Annotated in this window: 20 protein-coding genes; 12 read left to right on the top strand and 8 right to left on the bottom strand. The window is 60.4% G+C overall.

The window, feature by feature from the left end:
* Positions 1-2: 2 nt before the first annotated feature.
* From graC to MRBLRC7O_RS10860, 4 genes are all read left to right on the top strand, one after another.
* On the top strand, positions 3-1,058 hold the full coding sequence (gene graC, locus MRBLRC7O_RS10875) for a maleylacetate reductase (protein WP_080866432.1): 1,056 nt from the start codon (positions 3-5) through the stop codon (positions 1,056-1,058).
* 12 nt (positions 1,059-1,070) lie between these two features.
* A complete protein-coding gene (gene graB / locus MRBLRC7O_RS10870) occupies positions 1,071-1,958 on the top strand; it encodes a hydroxyquinol 1,2-dioxygenase (RefSeq protein ID WP_080866431.1) in 888 nt (295 codons plus the stop codon).
* Positions 1,955-2,293, top strand: coding sequence for a YciI family protein (locus tag MRBLRC7O_RS10865; protein ID WP_020810406.1), 339 nt, complete (start codon positions 1,955-1,957; stop codon positions 2,291-2,293). Before graB ends, MRBLRC7O_RS10865 begins: the two co-directional genes overlap by 4 nt.
* Before the next feature lie 220 nt (positions 2,294-2,513).
* Positions 2,514-3,800 carry an MFS transporter gene (locus MRBLRC7O_RS10860; protein ID WP_003503967.1) on the top strand — a complete coding sequence of 429 codons (1,287 nt, stop codon included), beginning with the start codon at positions 2,514-2,516 and terminating at the stop codon, positions 3,798-3,800.
* 106 nt (positions 3,801-3,906) lie between these two features.
* On the opposite strand, the gene telA is transcribed toward MRBLRC7O_RS10860, so the two are convergent.
* From telA to mprF, 3 genes are all read right to left on the bottom strand, one after another.
* A complete protein-coding gene (gene telA / locus MRBLRC7O_RS10855; RefSeq protein WP_003503970.1) occupies positions 3,907-5,235 on the bottom strand; it encodes a telomere resolvase TelA in 1,329 nt (442 codons plus the stop codon).
* A 297-nt stretch (positions 5,236-5,532) separates the two neighbouring features.
* Positions 5,533-6,903 (bottom strand): virulence factor, encoded by a 1,371-nt coding sequence (locus tag MRBLRC7O_RS10850; protein WP_020810407.1) that lies wholly within the window; start codon positions 6,901-6,903, stop codon positions 5,533-5,535.
* Complete coding sequence (gene mprF, locus MRBLRC7O_RS10845) at positions 6,900-9,500, bottom strand: bifunctional lysylphosphatidylglycerol flippase/synthetase MprF (RefSeq protein WP_020810408.1); 2,601 nt, start codon at positions 9,498-9,500, stop codon at positions 6,900-6,902. Before mprF ends, MRBLRC7O_RS10850 begins: the two co-directional genes overlap by 4 nt.
* A 275-nt stretch (positions 9,501-9,775) precedes the next feature.
* Between mprF and MRBLRC7O_RS10840 the strand changes: the two genes are divergently transcribed.
* Positions 9,776-10,069: a hypothetical protein gene (locus MRBLRC7O_RS10840; protein ID WP_003503976.1), complete on the top strand. Its 294-nt coding sequence runs from the start codon at positions 9,776-9,778 to the stop codon at positions 10,067-10,069.
* 58 nt (positions 10,070-10,127) lie between these two features.
* On the opposite strand, the gene MRBLRC7O_RS10835 is transcribed toward MRBLRC7O_RS10840, so the two are convergent.
* Complete coding sequence (locus MRBLRC7O_RS10835; protein WP_031233936.1) at positions 10,128-11,168, bottom strand: dipeptidase; 1,041 nt, start codon at positions 11,166-11,168, stop codon at positions 10,128-10,130.
* Between the two features lie 236 nt (positions 11,169-11,404).
* On the opposite strand from MRBLRC7O_RS10835, the gene MRBLRC7O_RS10830 reads away from it, so the two are divergent.
* From MRBLRC7O_RS10830 to MRBLRC7O_RS10800, 7 genes are all read left to right on the top strand, one after another.
* Positions 11,405-13,000 carry an ABC transporter substrate-binding protein gene (locus tag MRBLRC7O_RS10830; protein WP_003514121.1) on the top strand — a complete coding sequence of 532 codons (1,596 nt, stop codon included), beginning with the start codon at positions 11,405-11,407 and terminating at the stop codon, positions 12,998-13,000.
* 2 nt (positions 13,001-13,002) lie between these two features.
* Positions 13,003-14,016: an ABC transporter permease gene (locus MRBLRC7O_RS10825; protein ID WP_003514118.1), complete on the top strand. Its 1,014-nt coding sequence runs from the start codon at positions 13,003-13,005 to the stop codon at positions 14,014-14,016.
* Complete coding sequence (gene nikC / locus MRBLRC7O_RS10820; RefSeq protein WP_020810410.1) at positions 14,013-14,915, top strand: nickel transporter permease; 903 nt, start codon at positions 14,013-14,015, stop codon at positions 14,913-14,915. Before MRBLRC7O_RS10825 ends, nikC begins: the two co-directional genes overlap by 4 nt.
* Before the next feature lie 3 nt (positions 14,916-14,918).
* Positions 14,919-15,749, top strand: coding sequence for an ABC transporter ATP-binding protein (locus MRBLRC7O_RS10815; protein WP_003503986.1), 831 nt, complete (start codon positions 14,919-14,921; stop codon positions 15,747-15,749).
* Complete coding sequence (locus tag MRBLRC7O_RS10810; RefSeq protein ID WP_080866429.1) at positions 15,746-16,486, top strand: ABC transporter ATP-binding protein; 741 nt, start codon at positions 15,746-15,748, stop codon at positions 16,484-16,486. The genes MRBLRC7O_RS10815 and MRBLRC7O_RS10810 overlap by 4 nt, the downstream gene beginning before the upstream one ends.
* Before the next feature lie 171 nt (positions 16,487-16,657).
* Complete coding sequence (locus tag MRBLRC7O_RS10805) at positions 16,658-18,166, top strand: serine hydrolase domain-containing protein (protein WP_080866428.1); 1,509 nt, start codon at positions 16,658-16,660, stop codon at positions 18,164-18,166.
* A gap of 128 nt (positions 18,167-18,294) precedes the next feature.
* Positions 18,295-19,191, top strand: a complete 897-nt coding sequence (locus MRBLRC7O_RS10800; protein ID WP_003503993.1) for a LysR substrate-binding domain-containing protein — start codon at positions 18,295-18,297, stop codon at positions 19,189-19,191.
* Between the two features lie 64 nt (positions 19,192-19,255).
* Here MRBLRC7O_RS10800 and MRBLRC7O_RS10795 read toward each other — a convergent pair whose 3' ends face one another.
* The 4 genes from MRBLRC7O_RS10795 to MRBLRC7O_RS10780 form a co-directional block, all read right to left on the bottom strand.
* Positions 19,256-20,122: a D-amino-acid transaminase gene (locus MRBLRC7O_RS10795; protein ID WP_003503995.1), complete on the bottom strand. Its 867-nt coding sequence runs from the start codon at positions 20,120-20,122 to the stop codon at positions 19,256-19,258.
* Positions 20,123-20,142: 20 nt separating this feature from the next.
* Complete coding sequence (locus MRBLRC7O_RS10790; RefSeq protein ID WP_003503998.1) at positions 20,143-21,201, bottom strand: P1 family peptidase; 1,059 nt, start codon at positions 21,199-21,201, stop codon at positions 20,143-20,145.
* A 143-nt stretch (positions 21,202-21,344) separates the two neighbouring features.
* Positions 21,345-22,313, bottom strand: coding sequence for a sugar kinase (locus tag MRBLRC7O_RS10785; RefSeq protein WP_080866628.1), 969 nt, complete (start codon positions 22,311-22,313; stop codon positions 21,345-21,347).
* 75 nt (positions 22,314-22,388) lie between these two features.
* On the bottom strand, positions 22,389-23,447 hold the full coding sequence (locus MRBLRC7O_RS10780; protein WP_003504001.1) for an ABC transporter ATP-binding protein: 1,059 nt from the start codon (positions 23,445-23,447) through the stop codon (positions 22,389-22,391).
* Between the last annotated feature and the right edge of the window lies 1 nt (position 23,448).

The raw sequence follows: 23,448 nt of genomic DNA, 5'->3' as shown, positions 1-23,448 counted from the left end.
CCATGCAGCCTTTCGTCTATACGGCCGCTCCCGCCCGCATCGTTTTCGGCGCGGGCAGCTCGGCGGGCGTGGCGGAGGAAATCCGCCGCCTTGGCCTGTCGCGGGCACTGGTGCTTTCCACGCCGCAGCAGAAGGGTGATGCGGAGGCGCTTGCGGCCCGGCTCGGCCAGCTTGCTGCCGGTGTCTTCGGTGATGCAACCATGCATACGCCGGTCGAGGTGACGAAAAACGCGGTCGAAGCCTATCGCACCGCCGGTGCGGATTGCGTCGTGGCGCTCGGTGGCGGTTCCACCACCGGTCTCGGCAAGGCCATTGCGCTGCGCACCGATGCGGCGCAGATCGTCATCCCGACCACCTATGCCGGTTCCGAGGTGACACCCATTCTCGGCCAGACGGAAAACGGGGTGAAGACCACCATGCGCGGGCCGGAAATCCTGCCGGAAGTGGTGATTTACGATGCGGAACTGACGCTTGGGTTGCCTGTCGCCATCAGCATGACGAGCGGCCTCAACGCCATGGCCCATGCGGCGGAGGCGCTCTACGCGCGGGATCGCAATCCCATCGCCAGCCTGATGGCGGTCGAGGGGCTGCGGGCGATGATCGAGGCCCTTCCCGGCGTGAAGGTCGAGCCGCGGGATATCAAGGCGCGCGAAACCACGCTTTATGGTGCGTGGCTGTGCGGTTCGGTGCTTGGCGCCGTCGGCATGTCGCTGCATCACAAGCTTTGTCACACGCTGGGCGGCAGTCTCGACCTGCCGCATGCGGAAACCCATGCGGTGCTTCTGCCACACACCATCGCCTATGTGGAACAGGCGGTGCCGGATCTGCTCGCACCGCTCGCCGCTCTTGTCGGCGGCAGGGCAGGGGCCGGGCTTTATGATTTTGCCGCCCGGCTTGGCGCGCCGGCAAGCCTTGCGGCTCTTGGGGTCCGGTCGGACGATCTCGACCCCATGGCAGCGCTGGCGACTGCCAATCCTTACTGGTGCCCGCGGCCAATCGAAAAAACTGCGATCCGCGACCTTTTGCAACGCGCCTTCGAGGGCGCGCGGCCGGAGTAATGGGAGGAGACGATGGATATGAAGATGACCAGAGATGACGGCTACTTCGTCGAGGAGCGTTCGGCTGAAACCGTGATCGCGCGGATGCGCGATTGTGACGATCCGCGTCTGATGGAAATCATGGCGGTCGTGACGCGCAAGCTGCATGAGGCGGTGAAGGAAATCGAACCGACCGAGGAGGAGTGGATGAAGGCCATTCATTTCCTCACCGAGGTCGGCCAGATCTGCAATGAATGGCGGCAGGAATGGATCCTGTTTTCCGATATTCTCGGCGTCTCCATGCTGGTCGACGCCATCAACCATCGCAAGCCGAGCGGTGCGTCGGAATCGACCGTTCTCGGCCCCTTCCATGTGGCCGATGCGCCGGAAATGCCGATGGGTGCAAACATCTGCCTCGATGGCAAGGGCGAGGATATGGTGGTCACGGGCCGCATCCTCGATACCGGGGGAGCGCCGGTCGTCGGTGCGCGTATCGATGTCTGGCAGGCCAATGACGAAGGTTTTTATGACGTGCAGCAGAAGGGCATCCAGCCCGATTTCAACCTGCGCGGCGTTTTCATCACCGGCGAGGACGGGCGCTACTGGTTCCGGGCGGCGAAGCCGAAATATTATCCTATCCCGGATGATGGCCCGGTCGGGCTGCTGCTGCGGGCCATGGGGCGGCATCCTTACCGGCCGGCGCATCTGCATTATATCGTTTCGGCCGAAGGCTTTACCACGCTCGTCACGCATATTTTCGATCCCGATGACCCCTATATCCGTTCGGATGCGGTCTTCGGCGTGAAGGAAAGTCTGCTCGCCGATTTCCAGCGGGTGGAGGATGTTGAGAAGGCGCGGGATCTGGGTTTCGTCAGCGACTGGTTCTGGTCGGTGAACCATGATTTCGTGCTCGCCCGATGAGCGGCGGGAGTAATCGACCCGGGCTTTATGTGCGTTTTGCCGAGAGCGATCCCGCTGCGGCGGTTGAGCGCGCGGCGCAGTTGAGCGCTCACAAGGCTCATCTGCGCAATGGCGAAGCCATGGCTGAGGGGTTGAGAATTCTTGCTTCAGGCCCGATGAATGCCGTCGCCGGCGGTCCTTCCGCTGCACTCATCATTGCCGAGGCGCTCTCGATCGAAGACGTCATCGCCTTCAGCGATGCCGATCCATTCGTCATTCACGGTGTCTATAACCGCATTCATATTTTGAGCTGGACGCCGACACTGTCGATAATTTCCGGGCTGGAACCCGACTGAATTTCGTCGGCGCGATGTGCTTGGCGTTTGTTAATATTTCATTTGCAATTTTTGCAAATGCAACATTTAATCGAAGGCGGGTGATGCCGGCGATATGTGGCTTGACAGGAGCGGGACACATATCAGGGTGGAGCACGCCGGGCACTCACGGAGGATATCGCAGGGACGGGAAGACGCTTATCCATTCCGGATGGCGCGTTCATGCGTGAAAGGGAGGAACATGTCCACGAATTATCTGAGCGCCGCGTCAGTGCGGACGAAGAACCCGGCCGGCGTTATCGCGACATGCGGCCTGATGATCATGTTTGACGGTTACGATCTCGTCGTTTATGGCGCGGTCGCACCGGCGCTCTTGAAAGAAAGCGCATGGGCGCTCAACCCCGCCATGGTCGGGCGCGCAGCGGCGCTGACGCTGGTGGGCATGCTGCTAGGCGCGCTGTTTGCCGGCACCATGGCCGATCGCATCGGCCGCCGGAAGGTGGTTCTTCTCAGCCTCGCCGGTTTTTCGGCGATGATGATCGCCTCGGCCATGACGCCGAATTTTCTCGCCTTCGAAATCACGCGTTTCTTTGCCGGTCTGGGGCTGGGCGCGTTGCTGCCGACGGTTACCGCGCTGGTGCTGGAATTTTCGCCGCCGCAGCGCAGGGCGCAGGCCAATTCTCTCTCCTTCCTCGGTTATCTTATCGGCGGCATTATCTCCGGCGTGATGGGCATCCTCCTTCTGGAGACCTATGGCTGGCGGCCCTTGATGCTGATCGGCGGTCTGCCGCTTGTTCTTCTGCCGATCTTCATGCGGTTTCTGCCGGAATCGCCGGAATGGCTGGCAAGCAAGGGCCGGCAGGCGGAAGCTGACGGCATTTGCGACAGCTACGGTCTGCAACGCATCGCGCCGCATGCGAAAATTCAAAAGGGCGGTGTCGGCGCGCTATTCTCGGAAGGCCGGCTGCTCTCGACGCTGAATGCCTGGGGCATCCACTTCTGCTCGCTGCTTCTCACCTTCGGCATGGTCAACTGGTTGCCCACCATCATGAACAGGATGGGTTATGACATCAGCTCGGCGCTCAGCTTTTCCGTCATGCTCAATGTCGGGGCTGCGATCGGCATTCTCATCGGCGGGCGGTTTGCGGATAAGGGCAACGTCAAGGTGGTCGTGGCGATCCTGTTTGCCATCGGCGCCGCCTCGATCTTCGCCCTGACGGTGAACAAGGGTCCGCTTCTTTATGCCTTCGTCGCCCTTGCGGGTGCGGGCACCATCGGCACGCAGATTCTCGCCAATGTTCTGGTGGGACGGCTTTACCCCGTCCATATTCGCGGTACGGGTCTCGGCTTTTCGCTGGCGGTCGGTCGGCTCGGCGGCATTGCCGGCCCGATGATCGGCGGCCTCGTGCTGCAGCGGGGTCTGGCGCCCGAGTGGAATTTCTACATTTTCGGGTCGGTCGCACTCGTGGGGCTGATGCTGACGGTGTTGACCCTGCTTTACCGCACCTCCGGTGACGCGCGGGTTTGATGAATGAAACGGCTGGCCGCGGAGGACTGAAATCCGCGGCCGGAGCATTTCCGGCAAAGCTGCGGAGCGGTTTTACGCCCGGAGAATACTAGAAAACTCTAACTCATCATGCCTTACGGGAAACCGGTGCGATCGTCGCCATCTGCTGCAACGTCCGTTCGTTCGTGCGTTTGGCCCGTGCCAGCGCATCGTCGCGATCTTCCGGCAGCGTATAGGTCATATAGGAAAGCGACGTTTCGAGGTCGTTATTGTTGTGTCCGAGAATGGCGGCGAAATAGCTGTTCTTGGTCACATGCGGCGGCGCGAAATTGTGAAAGGCCACCTCGGCATAGAGATGCCGGAGGCCATACGGCTTGGGAAGTTCTTCCTTCGGCCAGAGATCCTCGAACAGGTTAAAAACCGTATCCCTGAGCAGCAGGCGGGTTTCCGACGAAAAATCATCGATCGACATGCCATGCCACAATTTTCCCTGCCCGCTTTCGCGCAGGCGCTTATAGGCAGCCAGAATGGTTTCCGAGCGGGCAAGCACCGGGATTTCATAGGTCACCCCGAATTTCGTTCCCTCACCCTGCTTCGTCTTGGCCTGACCGTTGAACAGGAGGCTCCATTTGGAAACGCCCTTGCCATAGGGGGCAGGTGAAAATTCCGCCTGGGTAAAGACCTCATAGGGGCGGCGTCCGGTCATGCCGATCAGGCCGATGCCGATCATCAGGGGATCGGCGGACAGGAGTTTATCGGCGCAGATCTTCAGAACCTGCCGATAATTCTCGAAGGTGATCAGTGCGCCGTGCTTTCTGGCGATCTTCTCCATCTTCACCCGGCGTGCATCGTCATACATCGCGGCATCGCCGGTGGCGATCTTCAACATCGGGTGATCGTCGCCGAAGGCCTCGCGGATGGCGTTACGATATTTGGTGATATAGGAGATGATCGTGGTCTGGGCTCTGCCCTTCATGGTGCTGATTTCAGCATTCCACAGGGTCTGCATCTCGTCTTTCGTTCCCATGCCATTCATCGCCGAAATGAAATCCGCGATGCGCAGAAGAACGGTCGGCTTGCGGCCGGCGGTATTGAATTCCGCCCGCTCGATTTTTTCGACAATCGATGTCGCGACGCCGTTTTTCGGATAGTCGGCCCGTTCGATATAGGTTTTCAGCCGCTCGCGCAGCTTCTTCATGTTGCAGATGGCAAGCGGGGTGCTCTTTGGGCCGAATTCAGCCTTCAGGGCATAGCGGTATTTCATGATGTAGAGTTCGAGCGTCTTTTCGGTGCGGCCATTGTCGAAATGATAGCGGACCTCGGCATCCCACAGATCACGGATTTTTCTGTTTCGCAGCGTCTCATCGCTTTTCATCGCCTCCCTGACCTTACCAACGAATTGATCGATGCGTTCGACGAGGACCGGTGTTTTTGTTTTTCGTTTTAAGGCGGGCATGCGGCGGCTCCCTGAACCGGTCGGGAAATATAAAATCCATCTTTGGCGATCAACAACAGCATGGTTGCGGGAATATGATGAACATTCGCCGCAGGCCGATTTCTTTTGAATAATAGTTTGACCGATTCCGCAAGCATGGCGGTGATTTAGGAAAATATGGGAAACGGTTTCCGAGCGGCGTCGCTCGCCCAGGAAGCTGGAAAATGCTGCCGGCTTCCATGGTTCATACCGGTAAAATCCAGCGGCATTATTCAGCCGGCTTCGGAATGTCTGCCAAGCCTGCCGCGATTGGCCGGCTTACTTCGGCAGTCGGGTCTTCAGCGCTGCCACGATCTTGTTGGCAAGCGCCTCGTAATCCTCGTCGAAATGATGGCCGCCTTCGATGCCGAGCGTTTCCACGCCCTTCGCCTTCAGGCCGGGGCAGGGGTCTTCATCCTCTTCCTCCGTACCATAGATGCACTGCACCAGTTTCGGATCGATCTTGGCGATATCATCCACGGTCTTGCCGCCCTTGCCCTCTCCGGCAACGCCGAGCCAGCCCTGAACGGAAATTTCGAAATCCACTTCCGTGGACAGGCCCATGAGAGTGAGCTGCACGACATGTGATTTCGCCCGTTCCGGCAGGAGGTTATAGGTGGCGGGAATGATGTCGGCGCCGAAGGAATAGCCGATCAGCACGACGTTGCGAACCTTCCATTCCTTGCGATAGGTGTCGATGATGCGTGCAAGGTCGCCCGCCACTTCCTGTGGCTGTTTTTCTTTCCAGAAATAACGCAGCGCATCGACGCCGATCACGGGAATACCCTGCTTCTGCAATGCGCCGCCCACTTCTTCATCAAGATCGCGCCAGCCGCCGTCGCCGGAATAGATCACCGCCATGGTGTCCATCACCGGGCTGGTTTCCAGAACCTTGATCGGCAGGCCGAGCGGGCTGTCGGTGTCGCCTGCGGCATCGACCTGATCGGACAGGGTCTGGGTCAGAACCTCGTCCGCCTTGTCATCCACATCCGTCACGTCGATATCGGGATGCAGCTTGACGAGCGCGTTGACGTGGTCGCGGCCCTTCTGGTCCGCAGCCGGCGTGAACAGCACGCTCACGGGGGCGGGCAGCGGGCCATCGGTCAGGCCATAGACCGTTTCGCCATCGGCTTTGTCCTTGGTGGCGGGGGTGCAGAGGATCTTTTCCAGCGGCAGGCCGGCCTTGGGGTCGACGGCTATGGCTTCCCTGATGGTCGAGACCGGGCTCTGCGCAATCATCGCCAGTGCCAGCGTTCCGCCCTTGCCGATGCCGGTGAGAATGGGCTGGCGATAGCTGCTGGTGCCGGCGGTGCGCTGGATCTGCTGCGACAGCGACTCGATGTCCGAGATCATATAGATGCATTCGTCTTCATCGGCCTCGAGCGCCTTCAGATATTCCCTGAAGTCGATGCCGACCACGGCGGCGCCTTTTTCCACCAGCGCCTTGGCGCGGGTCTCGTCGGTGCTCGTCCATCCGTCCGCGTCGGAAATCAGGAAGACGCTGGCGAGAATTTCGCCATCCGGCACCATGATGTGCTCGGCGGGGATCATGCCGGTCTCGTAAGCGGGCTTGTCCTCAGCAAAAACTGCGGTGGAGGCAAACAGGGCGGAGGCGGCAAGGACCGCTTTCAACATGCTGGATTTTCTCATTTTCCGATCACTCCTCTGACGCCGCCGCTAATCAGAACCGTCGCGTCCATCAGCGCCAGAGCGGCGTCTGCGCCGTTCTGCACGGCAAGGTAACGCGGTTCCCATTTCGGGTGGAACTTTGCCTTGAAGGCGCGAAGTCCCTTGAAGTTGTAGAAACGTTCGCCGTGTTCGAAAAGCGTGCTGCCGATGCGGTCCCAGACGGGTGCCGCATCGCGCTTCGACATGCCGGACATCGGAGCCATGCCGAGATTGAAGCTCTCATAGCCGGCCTCGCGCAGATATTGCATGATGCTGACGAAGAGAAAATCCATCGAGCCGCGTGGCGCATCCGGCGAAAAACGCATGAGATCGACGGTGGCTTCCTTTTTCGTGGCGGTCACCATCAGATTGGCGAAAGCGGTGATCTTTCCATCCTTGCGCAGCACGGCGACGGGTTGCGACAGGATGTAATCCGGCTCGAAAGCGCCGAGCGAGAAGCGCTTTTCCCGGGTATTGTGGTGGGCGAGCCAGCCGTCGGAGACCTGTTTCAGCTCATCCATAATATCCGCCACCTGCGCTTGCTCGATCACCTCGAAGGTCAGTCCGTCGCGCGCGCCGCGGCTCAGCGACTGGCGAAGATTGGCGAGCTTGCCGCCCTTCAGCTCGAATGCGGTGAGATCGACCAGCGCCAGTTCGCCCAGCTTGAAGGCGCGCAGGCCCGCATCGGCGCAATGGGAGAGGAGGAAAGGTGAAATCTGATAGAAGGCGGCGCGTGCACCGGCAGCGCGGGCGGCTTCCACAAATTGCCAGACCAGATCCGGGAAATCATCCTCATCGCCGACCGGATCGGCAAACGCGATCCAGGAGCGGCCCTGAATGCCGTACATGATGAAGGCGTTGCCGCTTTCGGAAAACATCACATGCTTGTCGCCCATGCGCACCAGATTGGCGTCGGCCGCATCCTGTGTCATGACGATGCCGGTTGCACTCGTGACGTCGTCGGCCTTGATGGCGTCCGGCCGGAAGGCCACCGGCCGCATCAGGCTGAAAATGGCGATGGTGGAGGACGCAAGCACGAGGCCTAAAAGGGCGCGCAATCCGCGCGGCGCTTCCTCTGAGAATTCGAACTGCCACCATAATGTCTGGCTGTAATCCGTGTCGCGGTAAACGAAGAGCAGGATTGTCGCTGCGCCGGCAATGATGACGGCCATGGCGGCGAGCCAGCTTGGGCCCAGCGCCTGTTTCACCAGCGAGGCATGACGGTTGAAGCTGCGCATATTGACGGAAAGTGCCGCAATGAAGACGCCGAGAATGGCGGCTTCGAACACGGCAATGGCCTTGAGGAGGGAGAGAACCAGCGCCAGCGAGGCGGCGACCAGCGCAATCCACCAGGCGCCATCCAGCCGCTGCCCGAGGCCGCGCGAGGCGACGACAAGCACGAGGCCGAGAATGCTGGTCAGAAAATGCGCCGCCTCAACGATCGGCAGCGGCACGAAATTGGACAGGAAATCCAGATTGCTGTCGGGTGTCGGCGTCACGCTCGAGAAGATCAGCATGGTGCCGAGGATCATCGCGAAGGTCGATAACAGCGGCGGCGCGAGCCTGACGGCAAGCTGGCTGATATCGGAGACAACAGGCTTTGCCGCGAACTGCTTCATCTCCGAGACGAGCATGACCAGAATGGCAACCACAAGCGGCAGGACGTGATAGATCACGCGGTAGAGAACGAGGCTTCCGAGCAGCTGGTCGACGCTGATGGCGTTGCCAAGTCCCGCGACCATCACGGTTTCGAAGACGCCAAGACCGGCCGGTACATGGCTGAGGACGCCGAGGCCGACCGCGGTGGCGTAGATTGCAAAAAATGTCGGCCAGCCGAGATGCGTGTCGGGCAGGAGGACATAAAGCACGGAGGCGGAGGCGGCTATATCGAAGGCGGAGACGAGGAACTGGCGGGAAGAGGTTCGGCTGTCGGGGAGGCGCAGGCGCCATTTGCCAAGCCGGATTGCGTGCCCGTTACGCCCGACATAGGCCGCCACCACGAGAACCGCGATGATGGCGAGCGCCGCACCTCTGAGGATGACGGCATCAACGCCGATAATGGCGGCGATGCGCGGTGCAACGATGAAGGTGGAGATGGCGCTGACCGAAAGCAGGCCAAGCCCGAAGGACAGCGTGACGAAGGCGATGACGCGGGCGATTTCGCCGGGCGACAGACCCAGCCGCGAATAGGCGCGAAAGCGGATGGCACCACCGCTCAAAGGGCCGAAACCGGCGGTATTGCCGATGGCATAGGCCGCAAAGGCTGTTGCCGCCATGGGCGGAAAGGGCAGCTTGCGGCCGATATATTCGATCGCATTGGCATCATAGAATATCAGCGCCAGAAAGCTGAGCGCGGTGAAAACGATGGCGAGCAGCACCGCCGAAGTCGAGGTCTGCGTCAGCGCATCGATGACGTCGTCATAACGGACTTCGGAGGTCAGGTGATAGATGGCGAAGGTCATCATCACGAAGACCAGCGTGATGGCAATCGCGGTCAGATAAGGACGGTTTCTGGCAAAAAAGCTTTCAACCGCGGATTCAGTAACATCGGTTTGTGTAATTTCGCTCTTGTCTGCCATTTACTTTGCCCAGCGCCCGTTCCTGTTGGCGAACCATAGGATTGTGTCGCTAATTCGTTTCTGTTGCGGAAATGTGATTAGCAGAAAAGCATGAAGTGTCGATGTGAAGTTTGTGTCCGATCATGCGCGAATTTCAACAAGTCTGGAGCGAGAAATACAACTGTGGAATGCATGGTTTACGGGATTGTTCCGAAAGGCGGCAAATTGACCGTTGTGGTTGCTTGGTGGTGCCGTTTGATGCGATTACACGCTCCTTTCGATTGAAGGAGATGCCAATGAACATGCCCACAAGAATAGTTGTTTCACTCGTCGTCGCCCTCGTGGCCGGTGGCGGATACATGGCGGTGGACAAGATGCGCGGTGCCGAATGGGTCGTTTCGCCGCAGCAGATTGCGGAGGCCAAGGCGAAAGGGCAGATGGGTTATGAATCCCGTCCGGGCACCGTGACCGTTTTGCCGATCCGCAGCGAGACGGCGGATGTGCTGCCGATGAAATGGGCGATGATCGGTGTTGTCGCCGGGCTTCTGGCTTTCCGGGCGAGCGGCAAGAAAAAAGCGGCAAAGGCTTAAGGGCCTGCCGCTTCCTGTCTCCGGCGCTCAGCGCCGGAGATGAATTGCAATTTACGCCTCACGCGCCCCAGGTTTTTTCGAGCACGCGGATCCAGTTGCCGTGGCAGATCTTGGCAAGCGCCTCGTCGTCGTAACCACCATTTCGCAAGGCCTGGACCAGCAATTGCAGGTCGGCTGCATCCTTCATGGCGGCGGGAATGGTGGTGCCGTCGAAATCCGAGCCGAGTGCGACATGATCGATGCCGATACGGTTGACGATGTAGTCTACATGGCGCACCAGCTCGTTCAGATCGGTATTCGGGTTCTTCACGCCGTCCTGGCGCAGGAACAGAACACCGAAATTGATGCCGGCGAGACCGCCCGTGTCACGGATGGCGTCCAGCTGACGATCCGTCAGGTTACGGCTGTGATTGCAGAGCGCATAGGCGTTGGAATGGGATGCCACCAGCGGCGCATCCGATATCTTGGCGATATCCCAGAAACCCTGCTCGTTCATGTGCGACAGGTCGACCATGATTTTCAGTTCGTTGCAGGTCTTTATCAGCCGCTTGCCGGCCTCCGTCAGGCCGGGGCCGATATCCGGCGTCGAGGGGAAACGGAAGGGCACGCCGTAAGCGAAGATGTTCGGGCGGCTCCAGACCGGTCCAAGCGTGCGAAGGCCCGCTTCGTAGAGAACGTAAAGCGCATCCAGATCGGCGCCGATCGCTTCCGCGCCCTCGATATGGAAGACGGAGGCGAAAGCGCCTTTCGCCATGGCGTCGCGGATATCGGCGGCCGTGCGGCAGACCTTGAGCGCGCCTGCTGATTGTTTCTCGGCCCGGAACAAAAGGCCGGCCATGGCGAGCGTCGCCTTCAGCGCGTCCGCCTCGGTGGGTGTCGGATAGTCGCCGTTAGCGTCCTTGTCCATGCTGGGTGAAGGCACATAGGCGGCGCAGAGGCCGCCAGCGAGGCCGCCTTTCTTCGCGCGCGGAAGATCGATGTGGCCGACGGTATCCCCTTCGATGAGGAGCGTTTCGGGAGAGGCATTGCCCGATCGCCATAACCGCAGAAGCACGTCGTTGTGGCCGTCGAAGACGGGTACGGGTTTTTGATCGGTCATGGTCATTCACCTTCGGATAGGGGGAGGGTGCGGGCGCGCACCTATTCAGACTTTTGGGAATTGGTAGAGGAAAGGTCAAGGCGGGAGCAAATGCAATCCGTGCATAGGCTCTGCCAAATTTGGAATTGGTCGGGCCTCGTTTGCTCGTGGTAATCGCGGGAAAACATAAAAAAAATGACTGGATTGGGGCGAACCCATACCGTTTCCGAAAAATAAGGTCCGAAAGGGGATTTTCGATGATTTCAAGACGCAACCTGCTGATTGCCGGCGCTGCCGTACCGTTCCTGTCCTATGCGCACATTCCGGCATTTGCTGCGACACCCAAGGATATTCTGGTGGTCGCGCAGCAGCTGGACAACATGACGAGCCTTGATCCGCATGAGGGTTTCGAAGCCGTCGGCGGTGAAATCATGTCCAACATGTACCAGAAGCTGGTGCGGGCGAACCGTGAAGATTCCACCAAGGTCGATCCGGTCATCGCGAAGTCCTGGGAAGCCGATGCGGAAAGCAAGGTTTTCACCTTTGTGATTGGTGACGATGCGACCTTCTCGAGCGGTGCGAAAGTGACCGCGGAAGACGTGGCCTTTTCGCTGCAGCGCGCCATCAAGATGAACAAGAGCCCGGCCTTCATCATCGGCCAGTTCGGCTTCACGCCTGACAATGCCGAAACTACCATCGTTGCCGCCGACGAAAAGACGGTGAAGCTGACGACGGCAAAGCCGACCGCAATCTCGTTCCTGCTCTATTGCCTCTCCGCCAATATCGGCGCGATCGTTGAAAAGAAGGCCGTGCTGGCAAATGCCTCGGGCGAAGACCTCGGCAATGGCTGGCTGCAGAAAAACAGCGCCGGTTCCGGCGATTTCATGTTGCAGGCCTGGAAGCCGAGCGAGAGCGTAGCGCTCACCGTCAACCCGAATGGCCCCTACAAGGGTAACATCAAGCGCGTCATCCTGCGCCATGTCACCGATCCGTCTTCCCAGCTTCTGATGTTGCAGAAGGGCGATATCGACATTGCCCGCGACCTGACCTCGGAACAGCTGCGTACCGTCCAGAACGACGCCAACATCGAGTTGCAGCGCAAGAGCATCGCCTCGCTGGTGCTGATCTCGCTCAATCAGGGCAATGAGAACCTTGCCAAGCCACAGGTCTGGCAGGCCATCAAATGGGCGCTGGACTACAAGGGCATGCAGGAAAACATTGTGCCGCTGACGCACAAGGTTCACCAGAGCTTCGAGCCGGAAGGTTTCCCCGGCGCCGTTAACGACACGCCGTACCAGCGCGATGTCGAAAAGGCCAAGGCGCTGATGGCGGAAGCCGGTCTTGCCGACGGTTTCGAAATCACCATGGATCACTATTCCGCCCAGCCTTACCCGGATCTGGCGCAGGCCATCCAGGCAAATCTTGCCGATATCGGCATCAAGGTGCGTCTGCAATCTGCCGAGAACCGTCAGGTTCTGACCAAGATGCGCGGCCGCGAACACCAGATGGCGCTTTCCGCCTGGGGCACGGATTATTTCGATCCGCATTCCAATGCCGATGTCTTCAACATCAACAAGGACAATGGCGACGACGCCAAGTCCAAGCCCTTCCTGTGGCGTTCGCGCTTCAAGAACGACGACTTTGCCGCGAAGGCAGAAGCCGCCCGTGACGAGAAGGACCCGGCAAAGCGCATCGAGCTTTATGAAGCGCTGCAGCGCGAGCACATGGAAAACAGCCCCTTCGTCTTCATGTTCCAGACGACGAAGACGGCCGCGTTCCGCAAGGGCGTTTCCGGCTTTGAACTCGGCGTTCTCTCCGAGGGCAATTCCTACCACGATGCTAAGAAAGCGTAACATTGAACAAGCGCGTCAAAAGCATATCGTCGACACTGAGCAGCGTCATTCTGACGCTGTTCGGGTTGATGGTCATCACCTTCCTGATCGGGCGCGTCATGCCTGTCGATCCTGTCATCGCGGCAGTCGGCGACAACGCGCCTGAAGACGTCATTGTGCGGGTTCGGGCCGAAATGGGCCTGGACCAGCCACTGGTCGTTCAGTTTTTCCACTATGTGTCGCAGGTGCTGCACGGTGATTTCGGCAATTCCATCCTGACCCGCAACCCGGTCTGGATCGATATCAAGCGCGTTTTCCCCGCCACCTTCGAGCTTGCTACGGCAGCACTCATTCTCGCTGCGCTGATCGGCATTCCGCTCGGCGTATGGGCCGCCGTGAAGCAGGGTAAGTTGACGGACCAGATCATCCGCGTCGTCTGCCTTGCCGGCCATTCCGTGCCCGTCTTCATGCTGGCGCTGATTTCGCTGCTGGTATTTTACGCCACGCTTGGCGTCGCACCCGGACCGGGCAGGCAGGACATCATCTATGACGGCATGATCTCGCCGGTCACGGGCCTGATGACGGTCGATACGCTGCTTGCCGGCGACTGGGACGCGTTTTACGACGCCATCGCCCATATGGTGCAGCCCGTCTGCATCCTTGCCTATTTCAGCATGGCCTATATCACCCGCATGACACGCGCCTTCATGATCGATGCGCTGAAGGGCGAATATGTCATTACCGCCCGTGCCAAGGGGCTTTCGGCAATGACCGTTATCTGGGGGCACGCCTTCCCGACGGTTGCCGTACAGCTCGTCACGGTTCTCGCACTCACCTATGCCGGCCTTCTGGAAGGTGCCGTGGTGACGGAAACCGTCTTCAGCTGGCCGGGCCTTGGCCAATATCTCACCGTCTCGCTCATGAACGCGGACATGAACCCTGTCGTCGGAGCGACCCTGTTGATCGGCCTGATCTATGTCGGCCTCAACCTGCTCGCAGACGTACTTTACCGAGTAATGGATCCCCGCGTTCGATGATGTTAGCAACTTTCAGAAACTGGGCTCTGGATGAGACGCCGCATTCCCGCAGGCAGGCTGCCTGGGGAAACCGGTACCGCATCTGGCTGAACCTCAAGTCCAATCCGCTGGCGGTGGTCGGTCTCACGATCATCATCGTCTTCATTGCGCTGTCGCTGCTGGCGCCGTTCATCGCGCCTCACGATCCGGCCGCGCAGAACCTCGGCAACCGCCTTGCCTTCCCGAGTGCCGAGCACTGGTTCGGCACGGATGAGCTGGGTCGCGACATTCTTTCCCGCATTCTTTATGGCGGTCGCGTCACGCTCGGCATGGTCATTGCCGTCGTCGTTCTCGTTGCGCCGATCGGTCTCGCCATCGGCTGCATCGCCGGTTATTTCGGCGGTATCGTCGATACGGTGTTGATGCGGGTGACCGATGTGTTCCTGGCCTTCCCGCGCCTCATCCTGGCGCTTGCCTTCGTCGCGGCGCTGAAGCCTGGCGTCGAAAGCGCCATTCTCGCCATCGCGCTCACCGCCTGGCCGCCCTATGCGCGTCTCGCTCGCGCCGAAACCATGACGGTTCGCGGCAGCGATTTCGTTGCGGCCTACCGGCTGACAGGCGCTTCCGCCTGGCGCATCATCGCCCGTCACATCGCGCCGCTCTGCGTGCCGAGCCTCATCGTGCGCATCACGCTCGACATGAGCTCGATCATCATCACCGCCGCAAGCCTCGGCTTCCTCGGCATGGGCGCGCAGCCGCCTTCGCCGGAATGGGGTGCGATGATTGCGACGGCCAAGCGCTTCATCTTCGAACAATGGTGGGTCGCCACCATTCCGGGCATCGCCATCTTCCTCGTCTCGCTCGCCTTCAACTTCCTTGGCGATGGTCTGCGCGACGTGCTCGACCCGAAGGGACATTGAGCCATGCTGGTCGAAATCGAAAATCTGAAGATCGCGTTCCAGACCCGCACCAGCCGCTTCGAGGCGGTGCGCGGTGTTTCCATGAAGCTCGGAACAGAAAAGCTCGGCATCGTCGGTGAATCCGGTTCGGGCAAGAGCCTCACGGCGCGCGCGCTGATGAAGCTTCTGCCCTCCAATGCCGATATCAGGGCCGACAAGCTCTCCTTTGACGGTATCGACGTGCTTTCCGCCAGTGAAAAGCAGATGCGCCAGATTCGTGGCAAGCGGGCGGGTTTTATCCTTCAGGATCCGAAATATTCGCTGAACCCGGTCAAGACCATGGGTGCACAGATCGCGGAAGCCTGGCGCGCCCACAAGGGCGGAAGCAAGCGTGCGGCCATGGAGGCGGCAATCGCCCTGCTCGATCAGGTGAAGATCCGCAATCCGCGTCAGGTCGCTTCGTCCTATGCACATGAGGTTTCCGGCGGCATGGGCCAGCGTGTCATGATCGCCATGATGCTGGCGCCCGATCCCGAGCTTCTGATCGCCGACGAACCGACGAGTGCTCTCGATGCCACGGTGCAGGCGGAAATCCTGCGGCTGATCGAGGAGCTGGTATCGGAACGCGGCATGGGTCTCATCCTCATCAGCCACGACCTGCCGCTAGTCTCGCATTTCTGCGACCGCGTGGCTGTCATGTATTCCGGCCGGGTGATGGAGGAACTGAAGGCTTCCGAACTCCTGAAAGCACAGCATCCTTACACGCAGGGTCTCTTGAACTGCATTCCCTCGCTGACGCATCCGCGCGAGCGTCTTCCCGTTCTCAACCGTGATGCAGCGTGGTCCAGCCTATGATCGACGTCGAAAATCTCCGTATCAAGTTCGGCGACCGTGAAGTGGTGAAGGGCGTGTCCTTTTCGGTGGAAAAGGGCGGCAGCTTCGGCATCGTTGGCGAAAGCGGCTCGGGCAAGTCCACCATCCTGCGCGCCATGGCCGGCCTTAATGAAAGCTGGGAAGGCCGCATCGCCTTTGCCGGCAAGGATGCGCCGCTGAAGCGCACGCCGGAATTCTTCCGGCAGGTGCAGATGGTGTTTCAGGACCCCTATGGTTCGCTGCATCCGCGCCAGACCATCGACCGTATCCTCAGCGAATTGCCGCTGGTTCATGGCATGGACAATATCGAAAAACGCATCCAGCAGGCTTTGTCTGACGTGGCCTTGCCGCAGGCGGTGCGCTTCCGGTTTCCACACCAGCTCTCCGGCGGCCAGCGCCAGCGTGTCGCCATCGCGCGCGCCCTGATCGCCGATCCGCAGGTGCTGCTGCTCGATGAGCCGACCTCGGCGCTCGACGTTTCGGTGCAGGCGGAAATCCTGAACCTGTTGCAGGATTTGCGTGCGGCGCGCAATCTCACCTATATCCTCGTCAGCCACAATCTCGCGGTCATTGCGCATCTTTGCCCGCAGGTGGGCGTGATGCTGAATGGCGACATGGTCGAGAAACTGAGCGCCGGTGATCTGCGCGAGGGCCGCATCAAACATCCGCATACGGAAGAGCTGCGCAGCCTGAGCATCCGGCTGGAAGAGCCGGCCTGAGATAGGTCTTTGGGGATGATGGAGAGGCAGCACAAGCTTTCCTCCGTCATCCTCGCCCCTGAGGCGAGGATCCATGCACCCGTGAGAGGTGGATCCTCGGGTCAAGCCCGAATATGCCGTGTCGGTTCCTATGTCCGTCCGGCATTCAATGAAGACACAAGAGACCGAACAATGTCACAGCAACTCGACTGGAACGCCGCTTCAACGCTTGCCAAGAGCTTCGTCTCGCAATGGGCGGGCAACGAGCCGGGCGGGGCGGTGATTGGTTTCGATCTCAGCGGCATCCGGTTTGCCCATGCGGGTGGGGTTGAGAGCCTTTCGACCTTTGCGCCGTTCACGCCGAAAAGCGTGGTGCGTTATGCCTCCGTCACCAAACACGCCTTCTGCGCCATGGTGCTTGCCCATGCCGACCTGATCGAGCTTGACGATCCGCTCGGCAAACATCTGCCGGAGCTGCAATCGCCGCTCCGCGACGTCACTGTCGGGCAGGCGCTGGATATGAGCGGCGGGTTGCCGGATACGCGGGAATGCCTCTCGCTGCTTGGCCTTTCCGTTTACACCGAAACGAAGGCCGGACCGCTTCTCGGCTATCTGTCCCGGCTGACCCGACTGAATTTCGATGCCGGCAGTGAGGTGTCCTATTCCAATACCGGTTATCGTCTGGTGGAAGCGGCGCTGGAGCGTCGCGGTTTCCGGTTCGATGATTTCGTGCAGACGCAAATTGCCGGTCCGTTCGGCGTGTTCCTGAAGGCGCCGGATGTCTGGAACGATCCGGTCGACGGCCTTGTGCCGGGTTACTGGAAGTCGGAAGACAACTGGCAGCTGTCGGCGGCCGGTCTGCATATCTCCGCTTCGGGCAGTCTTGCCGGCAGTGCCGAAGCGCTGACCCGCTGGCTGCAGGGGCTGATGCGGGGCGAGGGTAGCTTTGCGGGTGTTCTTGACAGGCTTTCGGCTGAGCGGCCGCTTGCCGACGGGCGGATGAGCGAATATGGCCTCGGCCTGCGCTGGTCGCATCTGGGGGATACGCGTTTCGTCGGTCATGGCGGTTCGCATCCCGGCTACAAGACTTACTTCCTGCTCGATCCCGAAAACGGCACGGGTTTCGTCGTGGTATCCAACCGCGAGGATACCAACGGCTTCAAGATCGCGCTGGAAAGCATGGCGGCTTTGACCGGTCTGCCGCTGCCCAAGCCCGCCAGCCTGCCTGATGGTCTTTACGTGACCGAAAGCGGACCGTGGTGGCTGGAGATCAAGGGCAGCACCTCCACTTTCATCGATGGCGACGACACGCTTTATGAAGATGCCGATGGCTGGGTCTCTTCCCGCTCCGCATCCTCTCCGATGCGTCTCAGGCTTGAGGGCGATGCCATTGTCGGCGAGGCCGGTCACGCCGCCCGCTGCTTCCTGCCTGTCGCCGATCATGCCGTGCCGGATGATCTTTCGGGAACGTGGCGTTCGGATGAGGGGGCAGAATTTTCGATCAGCGGTTCGTCGCTGACGATGGGCATCGGTCCGACCCGCCGCAGTATGGTCCTGAAGGCGCTCGGTAACGGCCGCTTTCTCTTCACGCTCACAGATGGCCCCTGGACGAAGCGCGTCTGCCTCAACCGGCTGGGCGATGACCGGATCGAGCTGGTCTCCAGTCGGGCGCGGATGATCGAATATTATCGAAGCCGCTAGGTCGTCAGGCCGATCCGGCGATTGGCCGCAGCCCCGCGCCTTACAAGAGGGTTTCATTCACGCCTCATTGCACCTAATAAAGACGCTTCTGAATAACCGGAAAGATATTTTTGTTGGGAGTGTGAGCCGTGGAAGTCAAATGGCTCGAGGATTTCCTGGCGCTGGCCGGAACGCTCAATTTCTCGAAAGCGGCGGAGGAGCGGCATGTCACGCAATCTGCCTTCAGCCGGCGTATCAAGCAGCTTGAAGCCTGGGTAGGCGCGACGTTGGTCGATCGCGCCTCCTATCCGTCGCGGCTGACCGAGGCGGGCGTGAAGTTCGTGCCGGTGGCGCAGGAAACGCTGAAGCAGCTTTATCATGCGCGGCGCACCCTGCTGCAGGAAGAAGGGGCCGATGCCAGGACTGTTCGGCTGACGGCCCTGCATACCCTGTCCTTCACCTTCTTTCCCGACTGGCTGAAACGGGTGAACGAGACGGCCGGGCCGCTATTTTCAGTATTGCGCCCCGATTCCGGCAGCATGGAGGAAAACCTCAATTCGCTGGTGGACGGGCAAAGCGATTTTCTTCTGACCTATGCGCACCCCGAAGTGCCGATGTTGCTCGATGCGCAGACCTTCGAGTTCCGCGTGCTCGGCGCGGAAAACATCATTCCCGTTTCCGCGCCGGCGAAAGATGGTTCGCCGTTGCATGCGCTGGTGGAAAATGCGCGAAAACCCTTCGCCTATCTCGATTATGAAAAGGCCTCGTTCTTCGGGCCTTTGCTGCGCGATCTCCTGAGCGCGCGCCTGCCGCAGTTCGAGCGGGTGCATGAGGGCAGCATGTCGGTGGGGCTGAAAGCCATGGCGATGGCCGGCTGGGGTGTCGCCTGGGTGCCGGAAAGCCTGATGCGGCACGAGCTGGATAGCGGCACGCTGGTTCGCGCCGCCGATCCCACCTTCGATATTGCGGTCGATATCAGGCTCTATCGTTCGAAGGAGAACCGCCGGCCCGTGGTCGAGCGCATCTGGGCGGTTCTCGAGGGTTAGAGCATTTCCAGGAAAAGTGGACTCCGGTTTTCCGTCCGGAAATGCGACAAACAAACGCTTTCGATCAGATCGCCGTGCGGCGGGCGTTTTCGAGGTAGAGGGCGCGCAGGCGGCTCACCATCGGGCCGGGCTTGCCGTTACCCACCGGCTTGCCGTCGATCTTCGTGACTGAAACCACGAAGTTGGAGGCGCTGGTCAGGCAGGCCTCGTCAGCGTTCAGCGCTTCTTCCAGCGTGAAGGGCCGCTCTTCCAGCGTGAAGCCGGCTTCCTTGGCCAGTTGCAGGGCGGCGAGGCGGGTGCAGCCGGGCAGGGTCTTGTTGCTGTTGCCACGGGTGATGATCTTTTTATCGGCGGTGACGATGTAAGCGGTCGAGGACGCGCCTTCGGTCACGAAACCATCCTCGATCATCCACGCCTCGTCACAGCCTTCGGCCTTGGCGATGCGTTTTGCCATGACCTGCGGCAGAAGGCAGACGGTCTTGATGTCGCGGCGTTCCCAGCGCTGGTCGGGCACCGATTTGACGGCGATGCCGGCTTCCTCGACCGGGGTGCCGATCAGCTTTTTCGCCTGGGTGAACATGACAAGCGTTGGCTTCAGATCAGCGGAGAACAGGAAGTTGCGGTCTTCGGCGCCACGCGTCAGCTGCAGGTAGATCATGCCTTCAACGAGGTTGTTGTCGGCGATCAGGCGGCGTTCGGCCTCGACGATCTCTTTCGTGGTAACCGGCAGGGCCACGTCGATTTCGCGGGCGCTGCGTTCCAGCCGGGCCATGTGCAGGTCGCTGTCGATCAGCTTGCCTTCCAGAACCGAGGTGACTTCATAAATGCCGTCGCCGAACAGGAAACCGCGGTCGAAGATGGAAAGGCGGGCGTCCGCTTCGGGCAGGAATTCGCCGTTGACGTAAACAATGCGACCGGATGGGCTAGTCATGAAAACTCCGTCTGGAAAAGTCAGGCTGAAAGAAGGGTTTTAAGGGCGTCGATGGAAATGGCTTCGACCGTGGAGGCCTTGCCGGTGCCGGCATTGAAACCTGATGTCGTTGTGGCCGCGCAGAGCGAGTTGAGGATCGCCTCCTCGGTTGCCTCTATTGCCGCTTCGAAGAGCGGCGAGATGGCATCGTTGGAAAGCTCGGGATAGTCTGTGACAGCCTTGCGGCGTGCAGGCGTGCGGCGAAGGCGCTCGTTGGTGGAAAATGCCAGCGCGTAATCGCCAGATCCATTGCTCAGTGCTGCGCCCGTGCGGGCCAGCCCACCAAAGCTTCTGGCGGCCAGGCGCTTCAGATTGCGGGAAGAGAGCGGCGCATCGGTTGCGACGATGATGACGATGGAGCCATCCTTGTCTTTATGATCAGGGCTTACATAGGGCTTGCCACAAACCAAAAGATGGCCGCCGTAATTGGATTGCACGAGAACGCCGAGCGTGTAGGCCTCCCCGGCGATGGGGACGATGCGGGATGCAGTTCCGATGCCGCCCTTCATGCCGAAGGCCACCGTGCCGGTTCCGGCTCCAACGCCACCCTCGGCCACCGGGCCTGTGGCAGCGTTTTTCAGCGCGGCCGAAATTTCCTCGACGGTCGGGCGTCCAGCGCGGATATCGTTGAGGCGGGAATCGTTGGTCTCTCCGACGACCGCATTGATGGACACCACTTTTTCGTTACCCGGCTGCGCCAGTGTGTGGCGGTTGATCGCCTCGATTGCCCGGCCGGTTGCAAGCGTATTGGTGAGGATGACAGGCGTTTCGAGTTCGCCGAGTTCCTCGATCTGGGTCGAGCCGGCAAATTTGCCGAAGCCGTTATAGACGGCGAAGGCGGCGGGCACCTTGTCCTGAAAAAGATTGCCGCCATGCGGCAGGATCGCGGTTGCGCCGGTGCGGATCTTGTCGCCTTCGATGACGGTCGAATGGCCGATGGTCACGCCTTCAACATCGGTGATGGCATTGAGCGGGCCGGTCTCGAAATGGCCGGGCGGCAAGCCGATATCGCGCAGTCTCGGGCGGGTCGTCTGATGCATCGGGCGATCACTTTTGCGGAATGCAGGCTCAAGGTGGAACAAGCGCGGCTTGCGAAAAGCTTTGCTCTGACTTGACGTTAGCCTAGTTCGCCGGGAAACGGCATCGCAAAAATGGAATAGTTTTATGCGGGCAATGGATGTGCTCAGGAGGCGCGTAGCGCCGGTCCCCGTTCACGCTCCCGCTCCAGCCATTGCCGCATGGCTTCCTCGGTCTCGTCGCGTGTGGGTGCACCGATGCGGCCGCCGAAGACGGTGCATTTGAGCGCAGCGGCAACGGAGGAGAGCCGGATGGCGGCGCGGCTTTCCATGCCTTCGGCCATCGCCAGCGCAAAGGTGCCGTGGAAGATATCGCCTGCCGCCAGCGTATCCACCGCTTTGATCTGCATCGTTTCCTGAAAATGGACAATCGGGTCGCCTGCTTCCGTCCAGTAGCAGCCTGCCGGTCCGGCAGTGACGGCAATGAAGGTCTGCGGATAGCGGGCGTGCAGTACCGGCAGCATGTCCTTTACCGTCTCAAGTCCCGTCAACCGGGCGGCGGCTGGTTCGGAAAAGACGATATGGGTTGCGGCAGGCGCAAGCTTCTCAAGTGTTTCGACAGGCGCGACGTCTCCATCGAGAATGGCGGGTTTGCCGAGCGAGCGCGCCACATCCAGCACATCGAGCGCCAGTTCCGGCCAGCGCACATCCACCAGAACGGCGTCGAAAGGCGCGAGGTCTGCTGGCGTGCAGGAACGCTTCTTCTCGTGCAGCCGGTGATCGTAGAAAGGCACGATCAGCCGCTCGCCGCGATCATCGATGATGATTGTCGAGAGTGCGGAGCGTGCGCCGGCGGCGACCGTCATGCCTGTGGTGTCGATGCCGCTTTCGGCGAGATCGCGCAGGATACGGGTACCGGTCTCGTCGTCACCCACAGCGCCCCAGAGGCTCGCGCGGCCGCCCATGCGATGCACCGCATAGGCTGCGCTGGACGCCATGCCCTCGGCGATCTGCAGCATCTCATAGGGCAGGACCTTGCCTTCGCCCTTTGGCATCTCGTGCACGCGAAACAGGGTGTCGAGCACGGCAGCGCCCACGCACAGCACATGCCTGCGGCTCTCGTGTTGGCTATCCATGCCCGTCATCCTATTTCTTTGTTTTACGCATTTTCCGGACGTAAAACCGCTACGCACTTTTACTGGAAATGCATCTCAGATGCGCTTGCCGCTTGCCTTGTCGAAGAGATGCACCATTTCCGGGTCGATGGCGATATGGATCGTATCGCCAAACCGTACATCCAGCCGCTCGCGGAACAGGCAGGCGATCTCGTCGCCCTTGCAGTTCAGCTTGGCATAGATTTCCGAACCCGTGCCTTCGACCAGTTCGACCCGGCCTTCGATGCCGCCGCTTGCCGCGCGGATATGTTCCGGGCGCACGCCGTAGACGAGGTCGCGGCCACCCAGTGCAGCAATATCGGCGTTTGCGGGCAGGGGAAGGCTCAGGCCCTTCACGGTGCGGAACACGCCTTCTTCGACGCGTCCACGAATGAAATTCATCGCAGGCGAACCAATGAAACCGGCAACGAAGAGGTTGGCCGGACGGTCGTAAAGCTCGAGCGGTGCGCCGATCTGCTCGATCACGCCGTCATGCAGCACCACGATCTTGTCGGCCATGGTCATGGCTTCCACCTGGTCGTGCGTGACGTAGATGGTGGTGGTGCCGATGCGCTGGTGCATGGCCTTTATCTCGCCGCGCATCTGCACGCGCAGCTTGGCATCGAGGTTGGAAAGCGGCTCATCGAACAGGAAGACCTGCGGATCGCGCACCAGCGCGCGTCCCATGGCCACACGCTGGCGCTGGCCGCCGGAAAGCTGGCGCGGATAACGGTCGAGCAGCTTGTCCAGCCCCAGAATGGCGGCGGCCTTGTCGACCTTGGCCTTGGTTTCGTCGGCGCTCACCTTCTTCAGCTTCAGCGCGAAGCCCATATTATCCTTCACCGTCATGTGCGGATAAAGGGCGTAGTTCTGGAAGACCATGGCGATATCGCGGTCGCGGGCGGGCAGGTTGCTGACCTCACGCGCGCCGATGTGGATTTCGCCGTCGCTGACTTCCTCAAGCCCCGCAATCATGCGCAGCAGGGTGGATTTGCCGCAGCCGGAAGGGCCGACCAGCACGACGAATTCGCCATCCTTGATATCGATATCGATGCCGTGGATGATGTTGACCGCGCCGAAGCGCTTCTGGACGTTTAGAATATTGACCGGTGCCATG

Source organism: Agrobacterium radiobacter (assembly GCF_040801995.1).
In the GTDB taxonomy this organism is placed as follows: Bacteria; Pseudomonadota; Alphaproteobacteria; order Rhizobiales; family Rhizobiaceae; genus Agrobacterium; species Agrobacterium radiobacter.
This window is presented reverse-complemented; position numbering and strand designations above follow the sequence as displayed.

Excerpts from the sequence above, each read along its gene's own strand:
- graC (WP_080866432.1), top strand. The coding sequence starts at position 3 with ATGCAGCCTTTCGTCTATACGGCCGCTCCCGCCCGCATCGTTTTCGGC.
- graB (WP_080866431.1), top strand. The coding sequence starts at position 1,071 with ATGGATATGAAGATGACCAGAGATGACGGCTACTTCGTCGAGGAGCGT.
- MRBLRC7O_RS10865 (WP_020810406.1), top strand. The coding sequence starts at position 1,955 with ATGAGCGGCGGGAGTAATCGACCCGGGCTTTATGTGCGTTTTGCCGAG.
- MRBLRC7O_RS10860 (WP_003503967.1), top strand. The coding sequence starts at position 2,514 with ATGTCCACGAATTATCTGAGCGCCGCGTCAGTGCGGACGAAGAACCCG.
- telA (WP_003503970.1), bottom strand. The coding sequence starts at position 5,235 with ATGCCCGCCTTAAAACGAAAAACAAAAACACCGGTCCTCGTCGAACGC.
- MRBLRC7O_RS10850 (WP_020810407.1), bottom strand. The coding sequence starts at position 6,903 with ATGAGAAAATCCAGCATGTTGAAAGCGGTCCTTGCCGCCTCCGCCCTG.
- mprF (WP_020810408.1), bottom strand. The coding sequence starts at position 9,500 with ATGGCAGACAAGAGCGAAATTACACAAACCGATGTTACTGAATCCGCG.
- MRBLRC7O_RS10840 (WP_003503976.1), top strand. The coding sequence starts at position 9,776 with ATGAACATGCCCACAAGAATAGTTGTTTCACTCGTCGTCGCCCTCGTG.
- MRBLRC7O_RS10835 (WP_031233936.1), bottom strand. The coding sequence starts at position 11,168 with ATGACCGATCAAAAACCCGTACCCGTCTTCGACGGCCACAACGACGTG.
- MRBLRC7O_RS10830 (WP_003514121.1), top strand. The coding sequence starts at position 11,405 with ATGATTTCAAGACGCAACCTGCTGATTGCCGGCGCTGCCGTACCGTTC.
- nikC (WP_020810410.1), top strand. The coding sequence starts at position 14,013 with ATGATGTTAGCAACTTTCAGAAACTGGGCTCTGGATGAGACGCCGCAT.
- MRBLRC7O_RS10815 (WP_003503986.1), top strand. The coding sequence starts at position 14,919 with ATGCTGGTCGAAATCGAAAATCTGAAGATCGCGTTCCAGACCCGCACC.
- MRBLRC7O_RS10810 (WP_080866429.1), top strand. The coding sequence starts at position 15,746 with ATGATCGACGTCGAAAATCTCCGTATCAAGTTCGGCGACCGTGAAGTG.
- MRBLRC7O_RS10805 (WP_080866428.1), top strand. The coding sequence starts at position 16,658 with ATGTCACAGCAACTCGACTGGAACGCCGCTTCAACGCTTGCCAAGAGC.
- MRBLRC7O_RS10795 (WP_003503995.1), bottom strand. The coding sequence starts at position 20,122 with ATGACTAGCCCATCCGGTCGCATTGTTTACGTCAACGGCGAATTCCTG.
- MRBLRC7O_RS10790 (WP_003503998.1), bottom strand. The coding sequence starts at position 21,201 with ATGCATCAGACGACCCGCCCGAGACTGCGCGATATCGGCTTGCCGCCC.
- MRBLRC7O_RS10785 (WP_080866628.1), bottom strand. The coding sequence starts at position 22,313 with ATGGATAGCCAACACGAGAGCCGCAGGCATGTGCTGTGCGTGGGCGCT.
- MRBLRC7O_RS10780 (WP_003504001.1), bottom strand. The coding sequence starts at position 23,447 with ATGGCACCGGTCAATATTCTAAACGTCCAGAAGCGCTTCGGCGCGGTC.